This is a genomic window from Paenibacillus sp. J22FR83, assembly GCF_059691955.1.
In genome coordinates, this window is record NZ_JCAUAM010000001.1 from 117121 (window position 1) to 141061 (window position 23941).

The following is a 23941-nucleotide window of genomic DNA, read 5'->3' on the forward strand; positions in this document are numbered from 1 at the left end:
TAAATTCTTCTGCCGTTAGGCGAGCAAAAGGTTGCCGATCGTAACGGCAGCCTCTCATTAATGTGTATTAAATAAAGCTCAATAACGCATGAAAATGATATGGGACTGACATATTATTTTCCCCAGTTTTTATTCTGATTCTCATGCTTCAAAATGATACTCCATATCCCCAGCCATTGCCGCTGGCGTATCGCCCGTCTTTCGAAAGTCATGTGCGTGCAGAAGTTGAAAATCTCCAAAATCCACTTGTTTATAGAACTCGTAACAAGGGAACCCATCATGACTTCCCTTCACCTGCACGGTACCATCTTTATGCGCATTAATCTGCAGAGAGTAGTCTACCGTCGGTGCATCAGACCGAAGCGGATTGCTTACGCTCGCTCGCATTGTTAATGATACCGTATCCCCGCTCCACACTTCATCTTCAATTCGAATCCCGTCTGTAGCTGCTTTTCCTTGTTTGTATTCTACTAAGCCGTCTGGGGCTGTCATTTTGAGGACAGTGACACCAGTATCAGAGAAAGAATTAATTCGTTGCTTTACGAAGTCAATAACTACCTCCTGCTCTACACGGCAACGCCCTGTGTTTACTGCATACGGAGTGAATTCCCTTGCATCCCCTTGATATTCATAAATCATGCCTGAAGAATCTTGAATTGGTGGTAGATAAAGCATACCGCCGATAAACACACTACCTCTAATTTTGATTAATTCTACCATAATAGTAACCCCTTACTCCCCTTACTAACTTATAATTTTTTTAAAAGATATTTATAATATTCGTTGGATATTAATACTTTCCTTTTTTTGTAACTACACTGCCCATTAGTTGAGTTATAGTGTCCCGATAGCGTAACAGAATAAAGGGCACAAGAAAGCATCAACGAATGATAGTGCTTGTTAAAGACTTTTTTTTAGTTTTCGACAGATTAATAAAACCAAAATCACCCAAAACATAGCACCCAATATAAATGGAATTAATCTAAAGTTGTAGTTAATCACATCATCCATACCAAGAAGTTGTTTGAAAAAGAATTGGATATTTGAAATTAAATTCGCAATTATTTGATAACTGCCTTCCGTTACTCCTCTTTTCCATCCTAAATCGTCAATAATCCAAGCTAACAATGTTAATATTGAATAGAAAAATAAAGACACTACGCTCCATTTAACATATCTCATTCATGAGAACTCCCTCTTTAACTACCATTTAGTATAATGCAAAAGGGGGCAGATGCTCGACACGGCGATCTACTCCCTGAATGTTGTACTATAGTGTCCCTTTAGCTCAACGACTTACCGAGTCTGCCTTGTCACGATAAATATAGAATGTAATTGCATTCAATATAATTGTACCAATAAGAAGAATTGCTGGAACAGATGCGATGACACTTACTGTATCCATAAGAGCAGACCAATCCTCAGCCTTTACACGTTCATAGAAACTGCAAATCTGGAAAAATAACGAAATAGAACAAGCACTAATACTCAAAATAGAAAGTGTAAACCAATTCCTAGAATACTTATTATTTTTAGATATATTAATAGCCGGAAGAATCCACGCGATTGCTCCGAGCACGAGGCTGCCAAGATTTAACCAAGCAATCATATTTACTTCCCGTTTCTTTTAATTATGCTTACAACTGAACGACAATTTCTGCCTGTTAAATAAATGAAGTTGCCTTTCACAAAGACAACATCATCCAGCAGTTTTAATGAGCTATAGTTCCTTCGTTAGTTGAATGAACCAGCCCTTTGTTTCTATTGACTCCTAATAGTTGTAGATGTACTCAATAAATTCGGAGAATTTATAAGTGCTGTAAAACGGGGAATCCAAATCCAAGCATATAAAATCAACCTCAACCAACTTGGGTATTTCATTTCTAAAATCATATCCATAGGCAGTACCGCCACCGTCAGAACCGATTAATATTAAGCCGGGCGCAAAATCATGGACAGCATATTCCTCGTTGTCTTGAATAAGCTCTTCTATTTTCCACAACCTTAAGTAATTTCTCTCACCAACCGTACCTTCTCCACCATTTGCCTCCAACATAAATTCAACATAATCAGGAGGAAATTTTAGTTGAAATTGTGTTTCTACTTCAACAATATCACTTTTCATGATAGGTCCATTAATTTGAAATTTCTCCAAGAAGCTCTTATACAAAATGCCCACACCTTTTGTAAATGATATAAAGATAGCTAATATTACCATTATTGAAACTAATCTGCCCTTTAGTTGATTGGATCTTACAGAAACAAAACAAGCGATGGATTGGTTCCACTGCCGCGCTATCGTTATCCGTTAACTTAATCGCTTTAAGTTAAATAATAATGAAAAAGATTTGGCTTAAGCGAAATTCAGGCATAACAAAATTACCACTGTAGTCTACCTTTTCTCATTTTAGCAATGTACACTATTTGTCCTGTGTGACCTGGCAAATGTCTAAATTGATGCAGAATCATCTCGAGTACAGTAGCTTGGTTGTCAACACCGCTATTCGTTAATGGTGGCAAATTCAGATAAGGTTGTTCAAGTAATATTGTTGGCGTAGCTTTTACCGTTTCCAATACCTCAATGATACGGTCAAAAGACTTGGTTATTAGCTCTAAAGCCTGACCTTTTGTCATTTGTATGTCACGTTGAAATTCCTTATCTCTGTCTCTTGTATCTGGAATATTAAAGAATACAGTTTCTATTCGTTGATGAACTGTACCCCATATATGAGCAACTAAGTTGGCAACGCTATTACTTTCAGGTGTGGGTGCCCACATAATATCTTCGTCTGATAATTGTTTTATTACTTGAAGCATCCCTTTCTTCTCTGAAATATATTTCTTCAATAGAAAGTCAATCAGCAACAAATCAATTTCCATTTAGCAAACATCTCCTTGTACATCTTTATCTTTATGATTGAATTTCTTCCATACACATTGGTCCAATCCCTTTAATTGTAACTGATGAATTCTGCCCGTTAGGTGAGCAAAGGGCTGCCATTGGGCAGCCCTTATAATACTGAACTATAGTTCGCCGTTAGCTTCACGCTAACTGAAGTAAATGGTGGGTGTCATTTTCAGAATCATTTTTTACCGAAAACCCGATTGAGCGATAGAACAAATCAGCAACAGGATTATCAGTCTTTAACACAAGCATTTGAAAGTAATTTCTAGCTTCTGCAATAACTGAGTCCAATAGCATTCGCCCTATCCCAAATCGGCGTACACTTGGCGAGACGTACATTTGACGAACACGACCAATTTCTATGTTTTCTGAATGCGGGTCTTGATTTAATCCGCAAATTCCTACAATATCGCCGTTTCTAATGGCGAGAAAGAGTGCTTCCCCGTTTAAATCGAATTTATTTGTTCCAGCTTCATAATCGGTTACCAATCATTTGAGGTGACGAAATCCTTCACTCGTGCTCTCATCAACCAACATATTAAGCTTATGGGTATCTAGATGATGCACTTTTGTAATTATAAATTCATTCACTTAAACCATCTCCCCGAGAAGTCATTTCCAATGCTCATATCCTAATTTAACTCCTTTTAAAAGTATCCTTAGGTGAGCGAAAGGCTGCCGATCGTGCCAGCAGCCTCCCATTGTGTTGTCAAAAAAGATATTCAATAGTTATTTAAAAGGCTGTCGATTTCTCGACAGCCTGGACAGAAGAATTACTTCTGCTGTTCATTGTATTTCAAATGTAAAATGGGATAAGGGCGGCCTGCTCCATCCGTCAAATCTTCACCGGTTATTCCAAAACCGCTTTTTAAGTAAAACCTTGTCGCCTTCTCATTTTGTTTATTCACATCAACGGACGTGATCCCAAAACCATTGATGCATGTTTGCATAATTTGTTTCCCATACCCTATGCCAATTTTATCGGGATCGAGAAACAATGCTTCCAAGTGATTTTCATTGATGGCGGTAAAACCAATGATAGAGTCTTCGATATACCAGAGACGTACATCAAGATGAGGAAAATACATAGGTAATTCTTTTTTTATTTCCTCTTTATCCTTAAAGCTCAAAAAATGATGAGTGGCTATTACCGATCTTTCCCAAAGATTTATAATCATCTCATAATCATTAACAGTTGCTTCTCTGTTTTGTATCATTGGTTCTGCTCCTTTTTCTTTTTAATTTATTTATCACGCTCCTTTCACACATTTTTTGTAGATGGTGATCGTATATCTCCAATTGATATATGACTTCAAGCTTACCACTCTTTTCGGAATTATATTAATCGCTTTGCTGTCAAACAGATTCATTTTAAGTTACTATCTTATCATTTTTAGTTGTTTCCATTCAACAGCTGTTCCTCTCTATTAAACTATTAACGATTTCGGATGAGCTAGAGCGGACAGCGCAGTAGTAAATAAAAATTCCTTCATTGGATTGAATTCATCAACTCATAATAATATTTGGATTCATGTGTCTTATTAAGACTATACCAGGCATCTAAAGTTTTTGAAGAAAACACATCTAGAGCTTTCAAGACGTGTACAGAAAATTCCAACGGAGTTGTTCCAGATGCAGTGATCAGTTTTCCATCAGTTACAGCTGCCTCCATTTTGTAATACTTTTCGCCCGTGTAAGTGGGACTGATCATTTTAAGGTATTCCAGATCATTGCTTGTGTGCCAACGTGAATTCAGCAATCCTGACTGGGCAAGTCCCATTGTAGCACCACAAATCGCTGCAACCAATATATCTTCCTTTAAACACCTCTGGGCTATTTTTAAGATGGGTTGGTGAATTGTTTCTGTCCATGTATTTCCACCGGGTAAAATCAAGGTATCTGTGCTTTCAATGCTGCACTCATCCAGTTTGATGTCAGGCAGTATTTTCAATCCGCCCATTGTAGTTACTGGAGTCTTTTCAATTCCTACGGTAACTATTTTTGATGGGGTCAGCCCCTTTTTATAATATCTTCCCGAGTTCAGTTCTGCAGTTAAGTAACCTATTTCCCAGTCTGCCATTGTGTCAAACACATAAAGATAAACCGTATTATTCATTTGCATGTTCTCCTTATTTTACAATTCATCAAGTGATACTAACCATCCGTCGGTAATCAATGATTATCATCATTATAAAATAGCTTCACTGACATCTGCTGTCAGTGAAGCTATTTTTGTTGATAATATTCCATTAACTCCGACGCAACAGCAACAAGTTTTTCCTTCAAACTCTGTGGTTCGATTACTTGGATGGATTTCCCGTAGGATAGGAGAAAATAAGGGACATATAAATGAATTGATTTTTCCTCAAGTAAAAATATTGCTTGATTTGATGTCTGCTCTTTCAGATGATGCCCCAAAAACCAATGCAAGCATAAGTCATTCAATGCCTCTGACCTGCCTCGGATAATTAAAGAAAGTAACCCGTCCTTGCCCACCAAATCAGGTAACAGATTTTGCATAAAAAATTCACGAGCCGAAAAAGCTTCGGAACGCTTAAATATGATTTGAGTACGCTTGATTTGTAGAATTCGATCTGCCCGAAAGCTGCGAATTTCATTTCTTAGGTGGCAAAATGCAACAGTATACCATTTATTGTTCCAGTAAACCACTCCATAGGGGTCTATCACCCTATTCTTGGGTTGTTCTTCATGGCTTGTGCGATAATCAATTTCTACAGAGAATTCATTTGCTACAGCCTGCTCCAATTCCGCCAATACCGGCTGAACTGAACGGTCTCCCCTGCGGGTAATAACTTCAAATCCGGCTAAATGACGGCTAAGTATACTTTCCTGATCCTGATTCGAGTACATTTTTAATTTTGATGTCGCATTGCCTAATGCCTCACTCAAAGGATGTCCAGCTTCTTTTGCAAAAACAGCAGCATGAAGGAGTGCCTTTTTTTCTTCAATATCAAATAGCAGGGGGGCTTTGATAAAAGTATTCAGTAAGCTATACCCGCCATTATGACCTGTGTCGGATACTATAGGCACTCCACTGGCACATAGTGCATCAATATACCGATAAACTGTCCTTATATTTATTTCTAACTTTTCGGATATTTGTTTTGCAGTCATTTTTATGCCCGAATTCAGCATCCAAAGAATTGCTAGCATATTATCGTTTTTTGGCATAAGATGTACCCTCATCTATTTAAATTTATTAAACATCTTCCTATCTTATCAAGGATAACAATAAATTATTAGCTTTGCGAATCGCATGCATCTCGTTAGATAATACTTGTTCTATTAAAATCAACTAAATCAGGATCTTTTTCTACCAGCATGTCTTCGAACTTATCCCATCCATATCGATTAATCTATTGTGCTTCTTTAGAGGTTATTGGTACTATCCATGATTGTACAATTGATGCCTTATTTCCAGTATATGTTTGAAATGTATTTGGAAAATAAACTGGCAATGTGACATATAATGCCGAAGGTTGCATACGAAGTAAATATTAGTTCTTGTCGTATTTGTTTTCCGGATACAGAAGATGTTAATTCTTCATTGCTTAGACCTAATGTTGAATATGAAACGGTCCCTGAAAAAGGTCCCCCTGCATACTTTACAATTTGGAACGGAAGTTTTTGATTTCTCTCATCACTAGTCCAACCATATTGAATTTCTCCCATATGCTTTTCTAAAAAATCAGTATATTTATTCATACTATCTCCTATTTTCCTCCTCCTTGGTTACAAGGTATACATTCAAGTCTGGTATCTTCTTTACAATTATTTGATATTTCTTTTCGTGTAGCTTTAGGATCGAACTATCTTTTTGTCCACCCCTCTAGTGTATCAAAACTTAACTCGTTCTGACCAATACACTAAGGATGAACTGGATACAGCTCGCGCCAGCCTGCTGTAGAGACTTATCGTAAGGGTTGAATTTAAAAAAGCGACACCTAAATTGTGTCGTTTTTTTTAATGAGCTATCGTGTCCCGTTAGTTTAATGACAAAAAAGAGCAGCTGCCGTGACGACCTGCTCCAGTTTTTGAACTAAAGTTCTGTATTAGAATTTAGTTAGGAACAACTTCACCCTGAATAAAATTAGCGAATAATTCTAATTTTGCGTAGAAGTCCTCCAATAGAAACCGTGAATCAACACTCCGGTATACCCGTATTTTGCGATTTCCTGGTTTGTGTTTATATCCCATTTCTGAAGTGATTTCTGGCGCCTCAATGAGATCATAGTCGAATACTTGATCGTCAAGCAGTAATGAGACTGTAGGAGAATCACCAAGTACCCACATTTCCCCTTTTGGCCACTGAGGCCGATTGCCGTTTTTTATATTGTGCTGGATAAGATATTCATATAAGTAACGGCCTATTTCTCCATGTGGTCTAACCTTAACTGCCAACTCTGCCAAACCAACACGAACCATATCGTAAACATTTTTCGGGACCTGCCATAACGGTATCAGCGAGTTGAATACGACTTTGGCCGCTTCGATGTCATTAGATAAGTTAAATTCCGTATCTCCATCCGGATACATCCCACCGCCGATCCAAACGGCTGTTAGGCGTTCCGCGATTCGTGGTTCCTGCAAATAAGCAGATGCCAAATCGGTTAATGGCCCCTGGAATGTTACAAATAGCGGAAGTGGATCGTCCTTCATCGCTTCTTGAATGATCAAGTTTGCTCCCTCAGAAGATACTGGCGTTTGTATATTCGGTATTTTATGGTTAGCCCCTTTGACAACTTTATACTTCTCTCTCAATCCCATTAAATCTAGCACATGCAGAATTTCCTGATAGGAGTCATCTGCACCTGTTGTGCTGCGTGTACCGAAATGAGCACCGATGATTCCTTTTATTTGCAGACGAGGAGATAAAATTGCATGTACGATTGCATATTGATCATCAGCTTCGCATTTAGCATCCGAATTAATGATAACACGAACTTGTTTCTTTTCTGGCACTTCAAACGGCATCTTCATCTTATCCACACCTTATTCGTTTTCTAAAAAATATCATAGAATTGAAAACAAATAAATGAGTGTTTTTCAGCTTTATGTGCGGTTTTTTTAGAATTTTCATTTCAACTATCCTGCCCTTTAGCTTAATGAGGCTACCGTTCAATTTCGCGGCAGCCTCATATTGTAGTTATTCAACCTTACTTTTTATTATTTTTTTCGTTTGGTTTAACATGTTTTGAAATCGTTCACGCTGCTTTGCACTTAATTTCGGATTGTTTTCATTTAAGGCTTCTTGTATGGAGATAACCTCTGTTTTATTACGACCGGTTTCAAATTTTCGATGCACTAAAGTCGGAATATAATTAGTCTCCGATATGATTACTATCCCTTCTTCATTTTTTTTGACTTTTATATTAAGAATGATACTGCTTTGAGTATGGGAGTTTTTCATTAATTTTGTAGAAATAAAATTACCTAAGGAATACGCAACAAATTGTTGCTCTCCCTTCGTACATAAAGGCTGAAGAACATGTGGGTGTGACCCTATAATTATATTGGCTCCGTGTTTAAATAAAAGTCTTACCAATTGCTTTTGTTTCAGGTTTGGAGTATGACTGTATTCATTTCCGAAATGCAGATAAATGATCACAAGATCGACGTGTTTTTTCAAATGATGAATATCCTCAATTATTTTTTTCGTTTGGATTAAGTTAACCATCCAAGATTTATTTGTTGGTATTGAAATACCGTTGAGTCCCGAAGTAAAGGATAGGATTCCGATCTTTACACCTTTGATGTTTTTGATAAGATATTCTTTCGCCTTGTTTTCAGATTCAAATGTACCGGTATGATCAATCCCATTTTGTTTCAAAATCCGTAACGTTCGAAGTAAACCTATGGCGCCGAAATCCATACAATGATTGTTTGCTGTTATTAAAACATCAAAACCGGCTCTTTTTAGGGCTGGAGCCAGTTCATCAGGACATTTGAACAAAGACCACGTGATTTCCGTCTTATTCCCCCTTTAGTTCCAGCGAAAGTGGTTTCAAGATTTCCTATCGTTAAGTCCGCTTTTTTCAGAATTGGAGCTACCTTTTCTAAAAGTGGGTCGAAAGAGTAAGTCCCATTAGCCAGTTTAGCATCGGAAATGATGTATCGTTTTACCATAAGGTCTCCGACAGCAGCTATCAAAATTTCAGACAAATTCGTTCACCTTCTATTTTTTATCTGTATAAGCGCTCTCGAAAAGACATTCTTGTGAAGAAGGACAATGCTGAGATCGCAGAGATCTGTGTAAAATCAATTCTCTTCTGTGTATCTTCATAATATGAGCAAGAGTCCAATTGCGCTTGGGCAAAACTATTGACTTCAACCTTGGTTTTGATATTTAAAGTTACCTTGGTGTCCGTTGAAAATAAAGTTTTAGACTATCCCATAAAAAGAAACAGCGGCTGACCAAGACTTGAAAATAAAGTCTTTGACTTCCGCTGTTGTAATTGAACTAACGTGTCCCGTTAGTTGAGCGAAGTAAATGTATTTATTTGCAATTACACTTGGTTGAGCGTTTTTTGTTGACAACGCATTTATTAAATATACACTCAATCCCGTTCACTTGATTGCACGGGATAATTTCCCTTATATAGGCGGTAAATTGTGGTTCGTCCTCCGAATCTATCCGTATTATTTCAACGAAATCTTTACCTACACTAACGAATACAGCTGTTCTGATTGCAACGCTAGCGAATACAATTGCGAGTCGGTTTATAACTTTTTGCGCAATGGCAACATCAAGTTCCTGCAAATTATAATCAATAATATTTGAAATTCTCAGTCTAACGCGCCTTGTAGTTTCACCAAGCGTCATTACCAAGAATGTATTTCCCACTGACCTAATGACACCAAGAAATTTTCCTCTGGTCTTGTGGACTACCTCCACACCTGGTCTTCCAATAAAATTTCTAAGACGTTGTCGAAGTGTTAGATTAGTGGTCACAGGAACACAAAACTTTTTACAAACCATGTTATTCGCTTCCCCTCTTGGATGGTTGCTTGCCCTGTCACTTTATGCATAACCATCCATTTGGAGGCACGGCTTATACCTATGGAACGTTCAAATTTTATTAATTGCTCCTCAAATTATGCACTAACTCTGTGCTATACTGCCCTTTCGTATTATGAAGTCAGCCAGTTATTACTGGTTGACCTCTTTGCATTTAAGAGGTTTAGTAACGGTAGCCGGGGTCGAACGTCACTGCCCGTGGGACCGTAATCCCGTCAGCTAAACTGTTCACCCCCTACTTGTAGAAACATGTTTGAGGCTGGTTGAGACAACGATCTCGAATAACAAGCGAAGCTATAACACTGCAAGAAGGACTAGGGGCTGCCGGCAAATTCAGTATTAGGAGGGATTGAAGTATGAATCCAGTAATTGGACTGGATATTGCAAAAGGAGAAAGTCAGGGCCAAGCCTTTTTTTATAAGTGAAAATACCCAGGGCAAGTTTGTTACTGAAGGACAAACTTGAGCGTTAGTGATGATAAATCTGGAAAATAAAGTTTGTTCGCGCTTTTCGCATTTGTAAACAAATGTGGGTGGCGTAATCACAAATATTATTGGTAAAACTTCTTCTTCTGCTGATAACCATTTCACGCAATATCTTAGTTTATTTTACTTCCTTCTTCCACTCTGAATGACTAAAACTGAATTGCTAAAACCTATATAAGCACGATTTGTTTTTTCGTTAACTGATAGATTAGCTGCTCGTTGAATTGGTTTAGGTGTACTTATTCTTGAGAAAATCTTATTATTTCTACCGTCTATTACAGTTACGCGATTACGGTCACTTGTGACAAAAATATGGTTTATTTTTTGATTAACCACCACATCAACAGCTTGCTGGTTTTTGAAGATTGGAATTAATTTTAATACACTATTGTTGCGGCCGCTAATTACGGCTAACATTCCATTTCTAATTTCACTCTCGTCTTCACCAATAATTTCTTGAACACAAACATAAACTCGGTTGGTTCGAGTGTTAACAGCGATGGAATAAGGGGCTTGAAATGATAATTTCTTGACGACTCTATTCGTTCTACCGTCAATCGCGAAGAAAAATCGACTGGAATCTGTGATATAGATTTTATTAGTACGGGGATTAATTGCAATTTGTTCGGGAATGTCTAAATTTCGAATGGTGGATATGATTTTATTGCTTCGACCATCAATCACAGCAAGCCCTATTGGCTCTGAAGCACTAAGTGCATAAATACGATTGGTTCTCGGATTAACGGCTACAGTTTTAAGAAAATCCCCGGGAATTCTAATTGTCTTTATCACCTGATTGCTCTGTCCGCTTATTACAGAAATAGTGTTTGATCTCGTATTGGCTACATAAATGCGGTTCGTTGTTGGATTTACTGCCAGGCTTGAGGGACCATCGCCCACTTTTATGGTTGAGATTATTTGGTTTTTTATTCCAGACAAGACAGAAAGAGAGTTACTATTGAAGTTCGCAACATAAATCCGATTTGTGTTTAGGTTTATTCCTAATGATTGAGGAGTTTTTCCTACTCGACTTTTCGCAAAAACTCTATTGGTTACACCATTAATAACAACAACTTGATTAGTTAATGAAGATACGTAAATGCGATTTGTTCTATCGTTGATAACGATTGCGCTGGGTTTCTGAATCCTAGTATTAGAGATTACTCTTGCAAAAGAGTGTATCATGTTAAGCACCTCACATATGTCAGATGTATGCCCAACAACATGATATTCAATGTTAAGCAGCGAGATAATGGTTTTCGCCTAACCAATAAGCCCATTTTCTGAGTAGATCTATCACCTCTAGTATATTTGAGTAGGTCACGATAGATCCGGAAAATAAACAAGCGCAACGGCAAGCAAGCGGCAAGCAAGTATCCTAGGAACATAAATGCGGGAAAAACAGCATAATCAGAGAATAAAGAGGATATTCCGCGATGACCGAAGGGGAATAATAGCAATTTCGGAAAAAATTATTTATTATTCTCCAACTAAACATCCATAGTAAACTCCCCGTTAGAGCTTAATCGCCACCGGATACGACTAAGGACTTCTTCAAAATCAGCGTTTATTTTAAGAAAGTTATCTCTCTTGTACATTGATTATAGCCGACTTTATACGTCTTCCCAGCATTAAGTCCCAGCCTACGAATGTTAAGTGGGTTGAGGCGGAAATCGTCATTAGAAATGTCCGGAATACGAACATAGCGAAGCCGTAACTGCGTTGTATTGTGCTTCAAAGTTAGAAGTCGTCCTCCCCCAGGTAAAGGTAAGTAGATACCCATCGAATTCGCCAGTCCGTTTCCAATAACGACGCTTCCTATCCTTGCCTTCGAACTGGAATTCACCAATATGTTACGGACCGTAACTGGTTTTCGACGCAAGGTTAATGTTTTATTTGCAGGATTGTATATCCCTATGAAGCGTGTGTCAGGTTTGAAGTGAAATGTTTTTGCTAAAGTCTTACCTACAATCATAAAGTTAGCAGTACATTCACTTGAACCTTCTTGTGTAACCGTCACCTTGCGAGCTATTGTTCCGCGACGCAGCGTAATAACGGCACCGTCTGGAATTATACTCAAATTATTTTCAATGGCACCGCCACATTCTGTATTAAGAACTACTTCTGATGTGAAATCGGTTCCTGAGACGAAAACATCAATTTCTCCGGAAACCGTCTTTTGGACTTGCTTGATTTTTGTCGCCATAGAATTACCCTCCTTGGAAATTTCAAATTTGACTTCCAAGGATAACGTATGCATTCTTACAAGGTGAAGCGTGGGATTTAGTTATGGTTTAATCAAATTCGGGTATTTTTTTTCATACTCTCTTTAGGTATCGTTATAAATGACCACTATCAATTTTTTCTATTTTCACTGCAAACACACTTGACAAAATTATACCGTATTTATCGTAAAGGGTTGCACTAATCTGCCCGTTAGCTCAATGACACCCCAATCCAATACTATATTTCTCAGTCCACAACTTTATTTCCTGGTCTACTCCTTTATTTACTTTTAACACCTTGACTAAAAAAGGAAGGCTTCTCCCTCCTGCCATGTATATTACATTATATTACCTTAAGGAAGTTCTTTATTTCATTCCATGCTTCTCCGCTTCTAAATAGGAAGTCGTGATCACCACGATAAATTGTCTTCATTGTCTTCTCTCCTCTCCATTTAGCAACAAGGTTTTTAGAATTTGCTAGAGGTATATTTCTATCTAAGTCCCCAGCTAAGCATAGCAACGGTGTTTTAATGGAAGAAGCCTTTTGGATGGAAGGATAAGATTCTCCAATAAAATAAGACAGCGGAAACATATTATGCAGCTGTAAAGCCTTTGACATTGTTTTGCCCTTGATCTTGGAGTAATTATCATACGGAGAAACTAGGATTGTGCCTACTGTTGAACGTTCACTGGATAAATTTACAGCGACTCCCGTTCCTAGACTGTATCCCATCGAGACAATTTTCTTATTATCAATATCACTTCTTTTTGAAAAATAATCATAAATTGAATTGGCATCATTGTATAGACTTCTCATACTTGGTTGTCCTTCACTCAGTCCATACGATCTATAATTAATAAGTGCTACAGACCATCCATCTAATCCCTCTGCAATCGATATCATATCAGACACTTCTTCACTAGAACCGCCAAAATATATAAGTAACGGTGCTTCTTTAACACTCGAATTCTTTATTAGCCATCCGTACAAGTTTATATTGTCAGGTGTGCTGATTTTAATTTCTTCAACATCACTGTAAAGTAACTTGATCTTTTCGGCAGTAGATTGATCAATCTGTTTAGGCTGGTAAATAAGATGATTGTTTTTAATGAGTTCGTCTAGATTTTGATATAAAAAGAAAAAAAGAATTGCGTAGGTGCCAATTACTATAGATAAAAATGAGGATAGTACTGTTATTACTTTTGTTGAATTTCTTCGAAATGTTTTCACTAACAAAAGAGTTGTAAGTATAAAAAGAATAATGGAACATACTGCGAAGATATTTATTGTAAGTGTATGTATCTTGAATATCTCTAAATACCCTAGCTCTATTTGCGCTATATTCTTAGCCCAAGAAGTAACCTTGTATGAGATAATAAAAACCGTTATCCCTAGAACAGCCAACAAACCAGAAATAATATTAATCATATAATATGCTCTTTTGTTAATTTTCAAACTCAAACCTCCACCCTTATAAAGTAAATGTTATAACCTAAATTCTATATCCTATATTTTGGAAATTCAACGAACTAATTTTACCTATTCCTTCATTTTTTTGACCTGAGTGCACTATTTCTTTTAACACAAAAAGACCCACAGCAAAAGGCCGCGGATCTAAGTTTATATATTGGATGTTATAAAACACGACTATTTCTCCAAGGCATAGCGCGTCGCAATAATGCCCGACTCAAACGTTCGGCTGGACAACAGCTTGAGCTTGAGCTTCTCGACGCCGTCGAAAGCCGATTTCCCGCTGCCCAGGAAGACTGGACAAATCGTCAATAGGAATTCGTCGATCAGGCCCAGCTCAAGCAGCGTCTTCGCGGCTCCGGGGCTGCCGAAGATAACGAGATCTTTGCCAGGCTGCTCTTTGAGCGCCTTGATTTGCTCTGCGATTTGATCCTTGATCAGCATCGTATTGTTCCATTCCGCTTTGTCCATCGTGCTAGAAATGACAATCTTCTTAACATCCTGTACCCATTTCGCATGCGCGATTCCATGCTCCGACGCATTCGGGTCATCGAGCACCGTGGGCCAATAGCCCTCCATCATTTGATACGTCGTACGTCCATAAACAGGAGAGCCGACTTCGGCTACGACCTCTTCGGCGTATTTCTCGAATTCCTCGTTGTAGGGAATCCAACCTAGACCTCCGTTCGAATCTGATGCATACCCATCCATCGACACATGCATGAACAATACAAGTTTTCTCATGTCAATTCTCCTCTTGTTTCGAATTTATCTTGTTCGTTTTTTACGTCCGTATTGGCTTGTGTTTAATCTTGCTGATATGTACACTATAAATCATTACGTAACGTAAGGTTCAAGAGGGAAATCTATATTTGTTTCATCAATAGTTTCGCTTTTATAATGGCCTATTCGGATATCCGTGAGTTTGTCTATATTTTTTCCGTTCCTCTGTAAAATCCCACCACTGCTTGTCACAATCCTGATGATTCGCATAAAACACGATGAATCTACATTGATCCTCCACACACGGATCTATTCTCTCCATAGTTAATTCTTCCAATTTATCAAATAAGCTTGCCCCATCTTTGGCTTTTAACTCATCCAATCCATAGTAGCCTAATAATATTAGATCTTTAGCAAATGCAGGTCCAATTGAAGGCACACTTTGAAATTCGGACAATGCCTTTAATTCTTTGGCTCGCACTTCAGGTACTTGTAAGGTTACACATAGATCATTCACAGATTTAAGGTGAATCTCACTTAAACGTATTTTATTTTTTCTGAGTTCTTTTCGTTCATGATCGTCTAATGCTAACTTCGGGGATTTATTTACTTTCATATTATCCTCCAACGTCCCCATTTAAATTGAAAAACGACAACCTTACATGTGCTGGCTGCCGCGATTTTACTCATATCCATTTATAATGTGGCAGAGGCTTGCTTCAAAAGCTCGGAAAGAACATGGAGATCCGGAGAATGCCCCTCCTTTAATTTAATCCACTTTCGCTCAGCTGGCCCATCGAATTCTTTCGGAAAGTCAATACCGTTTGCATTCATAATCATAAACGCAATCGCATCTTTGGAGGGCGAAATTACTGCAGCATAATGTCCATTTTTCAAAAAGTGTGGTTTCTTGTACTGAATGCGTTCTTCGACTCCCGTAATTGTCTCTTGTACCATGTTCCGTAGGGTCGAGCTGATATCTGCTTGCCATTTCGGTAGATTTTCTATGAAAGCTGTAACATCCTGACTCATTCTTATATCCCTCCAAATTTGTAAGTTGATCTTCGCGTACGATCGCTCCGCTTTAACTCTTGCTACCTTGTACTGTTCTACTTACGCCGTTAATTAAGAAATAAACCGTCCCATACACAGTTCCGATAAATAACCCGAACAACAAACAAAAGAAAATCGACTGACTGGTTAAGCTTCCTTTGATGATGCCAGTTACTTTCTCCCAATCCGTTATGGCTTCCCAGCTGTTCAATCGATATTCTCTCCCTAACAAAATACCATATCCAGCTGCCAATGATGCTATACTTACGAAACACCATGAGATAATTTTGTTATATAAACGCATGATAGTGTATTGCATGTGATAGGTAGATATCGCTCCAAGCAACAAGCTAGTCCAAGAAAATAAGTTAATTACTATAAAATCAACCCAGTACGAAAAAGTAAAGTTGCCATTATTCACATACAAATCTTTCTTTATCGTGAGATGGATGAGGTCCGTGATCACGTACGGAGAATTCGGAAAGAAAAGTAACCATGGCACCCCTAGTACAACTAGAACAATTAATTTCGCTTTACTATATTTGTAAATGAAAACAAGCAAACTAGACAGTACAAGTGGAATCCATGCCAGAAATAAATTCCAAACCAAGAAATCAAAATAGGTTTTATTTCTACAAATCATATAAACAACAACATCTACTACGGTAAGTATGATTAGAAAGAGGAATAGACTCTTATAGTTTAAATCCTTCATTAAAACCTCCTTACATTAAGCTCTTCATGCCCCTCAGCCAATCATAAAAACCTTCATCATAGAAGAGATCAGGAATGTATGTCTGCTTGTAATTGCAATTAGGGCACAGAAGTACTAAACCTTGTTCAAGCACCTTGGGGTATAGTTTCTCATGTTTACTGTTGTTAACGCATGTAAGAGGATGCACTCCTTCTGCTTGCTGATAATCTTTAATCCGTTGTTTAACATCCTCTTCGTTCATAGATATCCCCTTTATTCATTAAAATCAGCCTTACACCAAAATAAATAGTTATCTTCTTTTCGAACCAATTATACACGATGTGCTCATCTACAGGCCACCACTTTGACATTACAGCTTTTCCATCAAAGTTAACACATGTTCTTTCACCTGATTTTTTTCTTCCTGTGACATATGGTTTAATTTAAAATTGTTAGCAGGATTAGGGGAAATAAGGATTGTGGAAGGTTCTTGAAGTTTTGCTTTCTGGGTATTTCCCTCTTCAGTGAGCAACAACTTAGATTTGTTGGCATAGGTATGGATTATTTCCGTTTGTATACGTACCATTCCTATCATAAAAGTCTTCAACAGATTTCATATCCGATTTCAAATGGGTTTTGCTTTCCTCAACCGTGGTTATGGCATTCACGATCTTGTAACCCGTCTTTACATAGAGTCCTTGGTCATTCTGAATATCTTGAAGTGTTTCCAATGCATAAACCTCAATGGTTTCATATTTCTCGGCTTGACTACATGCACTGATAAGCAGAAAAGTGAACATGAATAAACAAATCTTCGCTACACGCATTAGCTTTTTGTTGGAATTCAACTCTTCACTCCTGTCTTGATTTCGTTCTGTATGTCATTACACTTCAATTATAAAGTCATTCTCTATTTCTATGCAAAAAAAGCCGCAAAAGGCGCGACTTTGAAATATCCATTTCCTTGTCTCTTGCGACACCTTACCTATCCAGTAAATCGTCAAAAATACCTCGGAATTGATCTGCAACTGCTTCAATACCTTCCTCCAGCTCTTCGCGGCTGAAAAAGTAACGGTGATGAGATTCATCCCTATCCAGCATTTCTGCTAGAAGTCCGCTAAACCCACGCGCTTTGCGATCAAATTCCAGGAGAACCTCAACGCCGTTCTCATTCGGGTAGAACACAAGCTCTATCTCATCCACGGAACTGCGGTATTCGCTATTTTGATAGGGAACAAACTCAAAGTTTTGAATAAATGGCAAGTAATAATTGCGCTGCGGATAGTATTCATTGTCTGCTTCATGTAAATGAAAGCCCAACTCCACCAATGCTTCGAAAATAACAGCGGTGTGCGGATGTGCCAATACGTCAATATTATCGCGATCTGATGGATCAACCGCGTTGTCAATATCCATGCCGGTACGAATCCAGATCTTGCTTACACCAATCGAAATCGGCGTCTCATGCGGCAGCACAAACTCAAAAGGAATTTCAATGGATTCGCCTGGTTCAAAAACGAAACTCTCCCCCAACAGGATGTTGGCTATCACAACGGTTTCTCTCACCGTAAAATTCGGATCACTCTGAGTAGGCGAGGGCTTGCGGTACTCGGTCATAATTTGAAAATAAATTTTGTCTACTTTTTGCTCTACACTGCCGCCTTTGGCAATAATAACGCCCTCTACCAACTCGCCTGGGATGAATTTCTCTGTATGGAATTGCGTATCAATATCCAGATTCCCTATCCCTACTTTAGCCATCATTTTCTTAAAAAAAGACATAATTATTCCGCTCCCCTATTCAATTTATTCCCCGAACCGAAACCAATTACATATCCATTCATTGGGAATTGCACCCATATTCACAGTAACGAATACACGTTCGTTTGTAAAGACTTTTCCTGAAAATAGGAGACCACGACTTCACGAAACTCCTGTGCACCCCGGGAAATGTACCGACTCTTGTGCCATACTAAAGCAATTTCCCGCACCAATTCATGATCTTCGATGTGGAGATAGGCAATCTGTTCTCGCGAGTTTCTTGCAGAGCTTGGTAAGAAGGCAATGCCAATCTCAGCTTCCACAAGTGCGCTTAATCTTGCTGGTTCATTTCCTTCATATACATACTGGGGTTCAAACCCAACCGAATGGCACAAGGTGTCTATTAAATCGCGGGTACCGTAGCCTTTCTTAACCCCAACAAACCATTCATTCCGAAGTTCGTTTAAGGAAACACGGCTTCTGCCTGCCAGTCGATGACCGATTGGAACGGCTATGAGAATCGGGTCCCTACACACAATTTCACAAACAATGTCTTCGCCTTCGACAGGTGGTGAGGACAAGCAGAAATCGACCTCCCCTCGTTGGAGAAGCGCCACCATCTCTTGCGTCGACAGCATTTGTACATGAAATTGGAGATGCGGGCGCTTCAACCTGAACGCTCGAAGAATGTTTGGCAGGGCACTTGCGGCCGTTACCGCCAATTCGAGCGCGCCATGTTCCGGACTCGCTAAGTCGCTAAGCTCCTGCTTGCCTTGTTCCAATTCGAACAAAGCCTTCTCAGCACGTCGTAGGAATCTACTGCCGAATTCATTCAATCGCAGCTTCCTTCCGATTCGATCGAAAAGCGGAACCCCTAGGTCAGCCTCCAAGCGTTGAATCGTTTTACTTAGTGAGGATTGGGTAACATATAAGCTTGCTGCAGCTTCGGTCATATGCTCCATGCGAGCAACCGTGATGAAATATTGCAATTGAAGCAGTTCCATTTGTACACCGCCAGCCCTTCAACTCATTCCTTCTAATCAATGAAATCATACCATAAAAGTCATTGGAATAAATGACGATATTCAAGTACGATGACATCAGTAACTAGGGGGTGTCCGACATGAGTTTTCGTAACAAATGGTTATTAATTTCAGTTGGCTTAGGCGTACTGCTGAATCCACTAAATTCTTCGATGATTGCTGTTGCAATCGCAAGAATGCAACATGTGTACCACCTTGCCTACACAGAGGTGTCTTGGATCATTTTCGTCTTCTACTTGGCGAGTGCCGTTGCACAACCTGTCATGGGAAAGGCTAGTGATTTATTCGGTCGCAAGAAAATATTCCTTGCTGGGCTAATTATCGCCTTCATTGCTTCCTTATTAGCTCCGCTATCGCCATACTTCGGGGTACTCCTCCTGTTTCGCATTATGCAAGCGATAGGAACAAGTATGCTGGTTGCGGTAGGCATGGCCATCGTGCGAATTCATATTACGGAGAAGCAAGCGACTGCACTATCTGTTATGTCGATCTTCCTATCCGGAGCTGCCGCCATTGGCCCTTTCATTGGTGGGATCTTAATTCACTGGTGGGATTGGCAGGCGATCTTCTTCGTCAACATTCCTTTCGTCGTGGCAAGCTATGTATTAGCTTGGAAATTCATCCCCAATGAACAACAGCCAACATCTCATACGCACCAATTATCCCTTCGAAAATGGTTAACGTTAATCGATGCGCCAGGGATTCTGCTTTTCACCGTGGGACTGGTCGGACTGCTCATTGGATTGCTATCAGCGAAATCTGCGCTGCATGTCTCCATTCAGATTGTTATCGTAGGACTGATTGGACTTGTCTCACTGGGAGCTTTCATCAGGCACGAGTTAAGAACACAGACGCCGTTCATTCCGTTGCGTACATTTACCAAATATCCCGCTATGACTAAGGTTAACATGGAGTACATGCTTGTTAATGTCCTCTACTACTCACTCTTTTTTGGACTACCGACTTACTTGCAGATGGTCCGCCAGCTTAGTGAGTTCCATACAGGGCTGCTTATGTTATGTCTAGGCTTATGTTCACTTATCGTTTCTCCCTTCGCAGGCCGCTGGATTGATAAATCAGGACCTCGTCCAGCCTTGTTGCTATCTGCAATACTAATGACACTTGGCTCTATATGGATAGTAACTTGGCAGCCAACTTCTCCGATGATAAGTGTCTGTTTGGCTTTAGCCGCGTTCGGGGTTAGCAATGGGTTGAACAATGTTGGCATGCAAGCCGCTCTGTTCCAACACTCACCCAAAGACATCATTGGGGTAGCCTCCGGTTTGTTTAATACTTCCAGATATCTGGGCACCATTCTCTCTTCCTTATTAATTAGCATTGTTATGGGAGATACGTTCAACACAGGTGGTTTGCGAATACTTGGGATAATCCTCACAGTGATTGCTATATATTTGATATTTATGAATCGTAAACGATCCGCATCCAAACAGTTGGAAGCTCACTGAATTTTCATTTTCCAAGGTTCAAAAATGAACACGCCTATGCGCACAAAAGGTTTGCCCACTATGTCCTTACACATAGCAAGCAAACCTTTTTCCTATTCTAAAAGCTGCAGTTTCAGTTCTTTCACGTTGCCTGTGTATCCTTCTGGGATACGTACATGAACAGATACACTTGTCGGATAACTGACGGAAATATCCATCGTTTTACTCTCTTCGTTCACCGTCCAAGACACGTCGATTCGTCCCCCAGCAGGATGCGGAACGCTGCCTCTCGCCCATGACACGCCACTCGGAACTGGCGCAACTTCGACCTCTGTCCATCCTGGTTCAAGACTTCTCACACCCAGTACTTCCCTGCCTAAGAAATAAGCCGGAGCGGATGACCAAGCATGGCAATGACTACGTGTCAGCATATTAGGATTCGCACGATTCTCGAAGAAGTTGGGATACTGTTCCCAACAAGTTGTTGCCCCATTGCGAATCATCATCCCATAATTATGGCGAATATCCGCTAACACATGATCAACTTTCCCCAATTTCGCAAGTGCTTCATAATAGAAGAACGACATGAATGGGCTGCCAATTTGCACAAAATGTGCTGGTGGATTCACAAGGTAACTGTCAATCTGCGCTTTCCGCTCACCTTTCGCCACGCCAGTTAAGGAGGAAACTACCTGCGTTTGCATACTCAGCACGTTCGAACGTCTGCCATCCGCATGGATGCAATCGATATACGCGAGTGCATCTGGATTCCACAAATGATCATTGATGGCTTTTTCTAGTTGCAGCGCCGCATCTTCGAATAGGGCAACTCCCTGCTGATCGCCCGCGATGAGCGCCATGCGTGCGCCAACTCTTAATGTATGCGCTAGAAACATATTTTGGTGCGTTACGATGCCGTCATTCGGCTGATCAATCGGCGACCAGTCGAGTAAATTCCAACCTTTGATAGCAAAGAGACCCTGCTCATTAATGTTCATCAAATAATGTTCGAGCGTAAATCGGATATGCTCGTACATCTCCGTAGCAAATGCTTCATCTGCCGTCTGATCGTAGTACTCTGCACAGGCAATCGCCCAGAAGAACGTCCAATTAGGGATCACACTGCTCCAGCCGCTAGGCACTTGGTCTGCGAACAACGGGGTTTGATGCTTAGAACCCGGAACCAGCCTTAAGCAGCGCTTGATTATATCTTGAACGCCATATACATAGTTGCTTACCAGCGCTTCATTCCGGCTGTCCCCCACCCAAAATACCTGCTCAAAAGCAGGACAATCTACGAATGTATCCTCCATGCACACCTTCGTTGTGTGCCGGGATATTTCCCAAATGTCATTCAAGAGTTCGTCCGAACACGTGAACTGCCCGACTTCTGCAACAGGATAATTACTCTGAATCATAGTGACGTTGTAGAGTTTGATTGGCTGCTTAGCTCCACGTACAGTCATGGTAACATAGCGAAAACCTCGCCGGATCGGTGTTTCATAGCGCTGACGGCCCGCCTTGCACACATAACGGAGTGTATGGTCAAGTCCAAACATGTCTTGTCTATACTCGCCTGACATATACTCGAAGCCATACCAGTCCAGGATATCGCCCTCATTAGCTTCCACCTCGAAGGCCAAGTAACCAGAGTACTCTTTCCCTAGATCAAACAGTACCTCTGTATCATATCCTTCGAATACAGGTACACTAGCTCCTTCCGCGTTTGGAATAATCGCATTTTGCAGTTGGGGAGGAACTGCGTAGCGAATGTTTTCTTTTCTCCACACACTTAGGGCAAATACATCTACCTCTGATACATACTTCGGATTTACGGGCTGAATCCAATCTTTGTACGCAGCTAAATCATCTACAGTTCTTACATTGTCGTACAAAGATAGGTAATCCGGATGTTCCGACTCCAAGGCACGAACACGTTGGTGATCGATTAACTCAACAGCATCGAAAGGTCCAATTCTTAACCACGCTGATTCCGCATCTTCTCGGTCATGTGCTGGCGCCTGAAAGGAAACAACGAGATCTTCCTCTGCATATACGCCAATCTGCAACTTGCCTGTATGTATATGACTCGACACATCAAGCAGGAGCAAATTCTCTCCAGCCTGGAGATCAACATCCACATACCGCTCTGGTGCTGAACCGTATATCCGATGCTTCTCGATCCACTCGCCATTTACGGATAGGGCTTGCAAACACTCCCTGTCTTGAAAGAATCCAATCGTCACTTTCCCGGCTTTACTGGTTACAAGCGATGTCACTGCATAGCCGATGAAGTGAATCCGATTCGCGTGAACCTCACTTCCGTCGATCCATCCGTTGCGGATGTCTAACGTTGCTGTGATTTGGAATGTCTTAATCTTAGCGAGCGATTCAACGCGAACTGGTGTAATGATTTCTTCTGTCAGAAGTGGGATATCGCGCGGTTTGACAACCGTCCATGGTGCAATGCCAACAGGTCCAAGGACAACCGCTTGCAGCCAGTTCACTGGATCATACTCCCTCTGCATCCATGACGAATCCCAGAGACTCGCATCTATATATTCGGCAAAAGAATGCTGACATGACGCTCTCGAAGCGCGTCGATGATGGCCCTCATGCACGGACGTTAACCACGTTGCATCCGTTGCTGCGAGCACATGTCCCTCGGAATCGTTTACTTCCGCTAACAAACCGCCGCGTCCCCTTACATAGTAGAAGGTGGATACCCCGAAATGCATGACGAGCACAGCTACCGTGTTCATTTCACCTGGCTTAAGCAGATGACCGATTTCATACGTATCGTAGGCTAATTCAAAGGGCCAAGACCGAACGGGTCCTCTCCCTACCTGTGTGCCATTAACAGTGAGAACATACCTCGAATCCGCTGTAATTCTCAGCGAAGCAGTAGGTTTATTTCCCCCCTCGCTGTGCGGAACTTCGAACGATTTGCGGAAACATCTCCACGCATTCCGCGGACTTTCTTCCCCTTCTCCCCATATCCATTGGGCTTGCCAATTGCTCATTGTCATCGCGTTAGCCTCCTACTTAGCATTCCTATCTCTTCTTTCATTATAAAAAAAGAATCCCTTGAAGTTAT

25 protein-coding genes are annotated in these 23941 nt (G+C 40.2%); 1 reads left to right on the plus strand and 24 read right to left on the minus strand.

Annotation, left to right across the window (positions count from 1 at the left end; genetic code table 11):
• Positions 1-141: 141 nt before the first annotated feature.
• The 23 genes from AC58PV_RS00400 to AC58PV_RS00510 form a co-directional block, all read right to left on the minus strand.
• Positions 142-720 (minus strand): DUF3238 domain-containing protein, encoded by a 579-nt coding sequence (locus AC58PV_RS00400; RefSeq protein WP_497430315.1) that lies wholly within the window; start codon positions 718-720, stop codon positions 142-144.
• A gap of 180 nt (positions 721-900) precedes the next feature.
• On the minus strand, positions 901-1182 hold the full coding sequence (locus AC58PV_RS00405; RefSeq protein WP_497430316.1) for a hypothetical protein: 282 nt from the start codon (positions 1180-1182) through the stop codon (positions 901-903).
• Between the two features lie 106 nt (positions 1183-1288).
• Positions 1289-1609: a hypothetical protein gene (locus tag AC58PV_RS00410; RefSeq protein WP_497430317.1), complete on the minus strand. Its 321-nt coding sequence runs from the start codon at positions 1607-1609 to the stop codon at positions 1289-1291.
• A gap of 162 nt (positions 1610-1771) precedes the next feature.
• Complete coding sequence (locus AC58PV_RS00415) at positions 1772-2170, minus strand: SMI1/KNR4 family protein (RefSeq protein ID WP_497430318.1); 399 nt, start codon at positions 2168-2170, stop codon at positions 1772-1774.
• Between the two features lie 209 nt (positions 2171-2379).
• Positions 2380-2880 carry a DinB family protein gene (locus tag AC58PV_RS00420; RefSeq protein WP_497430319.1) on the minus strand — a complete coding sequence of 167 codons (501 nt, stop codon included), beginning with the start codon at positions 2878-2880 and terminating at the stop codon, positions 2380-2382.
• Positions 2881-3043: 163 nt separating this feature from the next.
• A complete protein-coding gene (locus tag AC58PV_RS00425; RefSeq protein WP_497430320.1) occupies positions 3044-3394 on the minus strand; it encodes a GNAT family N-acetyltransferase in 351 nt (116 codons plus the stop codon).
• Positions 3395-3678: 284 nt separating this feature from the next.
• Positions 3679-4122: a GNAT family N-acetyltransferase gene (locus tag AC58PV_RS00430; protein WP_497430321.1), complete on the minus strand. Its 444-nt coding sequence runs from the start codon at positions 4120-4122 to the stop codon at positions 3679-3681.
• Positions 4123-4394: 272 nt separating this feature from the next.
• Positions 4395-5021 carry a type 1 glutamine amidotransferase family protein gene (locus AC58PV_RS00435; protein ID WP_497430322.1) on the minus strand — a complete coding sequence of 209 codons (627 nt, stop codon included), beginning with the start codon at positions 5019-5021 and terminating at the stop codon, positions 4395-4397.
• A 110-nt stretch (positions 5022-5131) separates the two neighbouring features.
• Positions 5132-6097, minus strand: a complete 966-nt coding sequence (locus AC58PV_RS00440) for a helix-turn-helix transcriptional regulator (RefSeq protein ID WP_497430323.1) — start codon at positions 6095-6097, stop codon at positions 5132-5134.
• 240 nt (positions 6098-6337) lie between these two features.
• Positions 6338-6631: a hypothetical protein gene (locus AC58PV_RS00445; RefSeq protein WP_497430324.1), complete on the minus strand. Its 294-nt coding sequence runs from the start codon at positions 6629-6631 to the stop codon at positions 6338-6340.
• 354 nt (positions 6632-6985) lie between these two features.
• The gene (locus AC58PV_RS00450; RefSeq protein WP_497430325.1) at positions 6986-7906 is read right to left on the minus strand and encodes a nucleoside hydrolase; all 921 of its coding nucleotides are present in this window, start codon (positions 7904-7906) and stop codon (positions 6986-6988) included.
• 166 nt (positions 7907-8072) lie between these two features.
• Positions 8073-8879: a CapA family protein gene (locus AC58PV_RS00455; RefSeq protein ID WP_497430326.1), complete on the minus strand. Its 807-nt coding sequence runs from the start codon at positions 8877-8879 to the stop codon at positions 8073-8075.
• Positions 8843-9088, minus strand: coding sequence for a CapA family protein (locus AC58PV_RS00460; protein WP_497430327.1), 246 nt, complete (start codon positions 9086-9088; stop codon positions 8843-8845). The genes AC58PV_RS00455 and AC58PV_RS00460 overlap by 37 nt, the downstream gene beginning before the upstream one ends.
• Before the next feature lie 1464 nt (positions 9089-10552).
• Entirely contained in the window at positions 10553-11614 is a 1062-nt protein-coding gene (locus AC58PV_RS00465; RefSeq protein WP_497430328.1) for a YncE family protein, read from the minus strand.
• Positions 11615-11996: 382 nt separating this feature from the next.
• Entirely contained in the window at positions 11997-12635 is a 639-nt protein-coding gene (locus AC58PV_RS00470; RefSeq protein WP_497430329.1) for a hypothetical protein, read from the minus strand.
• Positions 12636-12997: 362 nt separating this feature from the next.
• Entirely contained in the window at positions 12998-14110 is a 1113-nt protein-coding gene (locus AC58PV_RS00475; RefSeq protein ID WP_497430330.1) for an alpha/beta hydrolase, read from the minus strand.
• 192 nt (positions 14111-14302) lie between these two features.
• Complete coding sequence (locus AC58PV_RS00480) at positions 14303-14869, minus strand: dihydrofolate reductase family protein (protein WP_497430331.1); 567 nt, start codon at positions 14867-14869, stop codon at positions 14303-14305.
• Between the two features lie 151 nt (positions 14870-15020).
• Positions 15021-15464: a helix-hairpin-helix domain-containing protein gene (locus AC58PV_RS00485; protein WP_497430332.1), complete on the minus strand. Its 444-nt coding sequence runs from the start codon at positions 15462-15464 to the stop codon at positions 15021-15023.
• Positions 15465-15544: 80 nt separating this feature from the next.
• Positions 15545-15880: a DUF1801 domain-containing protein gene (locus tag AC58PV_RS00490; RefSeq protein WP_497430333.1), complete on the minus strand. Its 336-nt coding sequence runs from the start codon at positions 15878-15880 to the stop codon at positions 15545-15547.
• 52 nt (positions 15881-15932) lie between these two features.
• Positions 15933-16616: a DUF1361 domain-containing protein gene (locus tag AC58PV_RS00495; protein WP_497430334.1), complete on the minus strand. Its 684-nt coding sequence runs from the start codon at positions 16614-16616 to the stop codon at positions 15933-15935.
• Positions 16617-17131: 515 nt separating this feature from the next.
• Positions 17132-17443 carry a hypothetical protein gene (locus tag AC58PV_RS00500; protein WP_497430335.1) on the minus strand — a complete coding sequence of 104 codons (312 nt, stop codon included), beginning with the start codon at positions 17441-17443 and terminating at the stop codon, positions 17132-17134.
• Between the two features lie 133 nt (positions 17444-17576).
• Entirely contained in the window at positions 17577-18377 is an 801-nt protein-coding gene (locus AC58PV_RS00505) for a sporulation protein (protein ID WP_497430336.1), read from the minus strand.
• A gap of 80 nt (positions 18378-18457) precedes the next feature.
• On the minus strand, positions 18458-19360 hold the full coding sequence (locus tag AC58PV_RS00510; protein WP_497430337.1) for a LysR family transcriptional regulator: 903 nt from the start codon (positions 19358-19360) through the stop codon (positions 18458-18460).
• A gap of 119 nt (positions 19361-19479) precedes the next feature.
• Here AC58PV_RS00510 and AC58PV_RS00515 point away from each other — a divergent pair, with 119 nt between their 5' ends.
• Positions 19480-20865, plus strand: coding sequence for an MFS transporter (locus tag AC58PV_RS00515; RefSeq protein WP_497430338.1), 1386 nt, complete (start codon positions 19480-19482; stop codon positions 20863-20865).
• 92 nt (positions 20866-20957) lie between these two features.
• Here the strand turns inward: AC58PV_RS00515 and AC58PV_RS00520 are convergent, their stop codons facing one another.
• The gene (locus tag AC58PV_RS00520; protein ID WP_497430339.1) at positions 20958-23873 is read right to left on the minus strand and encodes a family 78 glycoside hydrolase catalytic domain; all 2916 of its coding nucleotides are present in this window, start codon (positions 23871-23873) and stop codon (positions 20958-20960) included.
• Between the last annotated feature and the right edge of the window lie 68 nt (positions 23874-23941).

Excerpts from the sequence above, each read along its gene's own strand:
- AC58PV_RS00520 (WP_497430339.1), bottom strand. The coding sequence starts at position 23,873 with ATGACAATGAGCAATTGGCAAGCCCAATGGATATGGGGAGAAGGGGAA.
- AC58PV_RS00420 (WP_497430319.1), bottom strand. The coding sequence starts at position 2,880 with ATGGAAATTGATTTGTTGCTGATTGACTTTCTATTGAAGAAATATATT.
- AC58PV_RS00515 (WP_497430338.1), top strand. The coding sequence starts at position 19,480 with ATGAGTTTTCGTAACAAATGGTTATTAATTTCAGTTGGCTTAGGCGTA.
- AC58PV_RS00440 (WP_497430323.1), bottom strand. The coding sequence starts at position 6,097 with ATGCCAAAAAACGATAATATGCTAGCAATTCTTTGGATGCTGAATTCG.
- AC58PV_RS00410 (WP_497430317.1), bottom strand. The coding sequence starts at position 1,609 with ATGATTGCTTGGTTAAATCTTGGCAGCCTCGTGCTCGGAGCAATCGCG.
- AC58PV_RS00435 (WP_497430322.1), bottom strand. The coding sequence starts at position 5,021 with ATGAATAATACGGTTTATCTTTATGTGTTTGACACAATGGCAGACTGG.
- AC58PV_RS00430 (WP_497430321.1), bottom strand. The coding sequence starts at position 4,122 with ATGATACAAAACAGAGAAGCAACTGTTAATGATTATGAGATGATTATA.
- AC58PV_RS00470 (WP_497430329.1), bottom strand. The coding sequence starts at position 12,635 with ATGGCGACAAAAATCAAGCAAGTCCAAAAGACGGTTTCCGGAGAAATT.
- AC58PV_RS00405 (WP_497430316.1), bottom strand. The coding sequence starts at position 1,182 with ATGAGATATGTTAAATGGAGCGTAGTGTCTTTATTTTTCTATTCAATA.
- AC58PV_RS00400 (WP_497430315.1), bottom strand. The coding sequence starts at position 720 with ATGGTAGAATTAATCAAAATTAGAGGTAGTGTGTTTATCGGCGGTATG.
- AC58PV_RS00465 (WP_497430328.1), bottom strand. The coding sequence starts at position 11,614 with ATGATACACTCTTTTGCAAGAGTAATCTCTAATACTAGGATTCAGAAA.
- AC58PV_RS00490 (WP_497430333.1), bottom strand. The coding sequence starts at position 15,880 with ATGAGTCAGGATGTTACAGCTTTCATAGAAAATCTACCGAAATGGCAA.
- AC58PV_RS00445 (WP_497430324.1), bottom strand. The coding sequence starts at position 6,631 with ATGAATAAATATACTGATTTTTTAGAAAAGCATATGGGAGAAATTCAA.
- AC58PV_RS00505 (WP_497430336.1), bottom strand. The coding sequence starts at position 18,377 with ATGTCTTTTTTTAAGAAAATGATGGCTAAAGTAGGGATAGGGAATCTG.
- AC58PV_RS00450 (WP_497430325.1), bottom strand. The coding sequence starts at position 7,906 with ATGAAGATGCCGTTTGAAGTGCCAGAAAAGAAACAAGTTCGTGTTATC.
- AC58PV_RS00480 (WP_497430331.1), bottom strand. The coding sequence starts at position 14,869 with ATGAGAAAACTTGTATTGTTCATGCATGTGTCGATGGATGGGTATGCA.
- AC58PV_RS00495 (WP_497430334.1), bottom strand. The coding sequence starts at position 16,616 with ATGAAGGATTTAAACTATAAGAGTCTATTCCTCTTTCTAATCATACTT.
- AC58PV_RS00485 (WP_497430332.1), bottom strand. The coding sequence starts at position 15,464 with ATGAAAGTAAATAAATCCCCGAAGTTAGCATTAGACGATCATGAACGA.
- AC58PV_RS00510 (WP_497430337.1), bottom strand. The coding sequence starts at position 19,360 with ATGGAACTGCTTCAATTGCAATATTTCATCACGGTTGCTCGCATGGAG.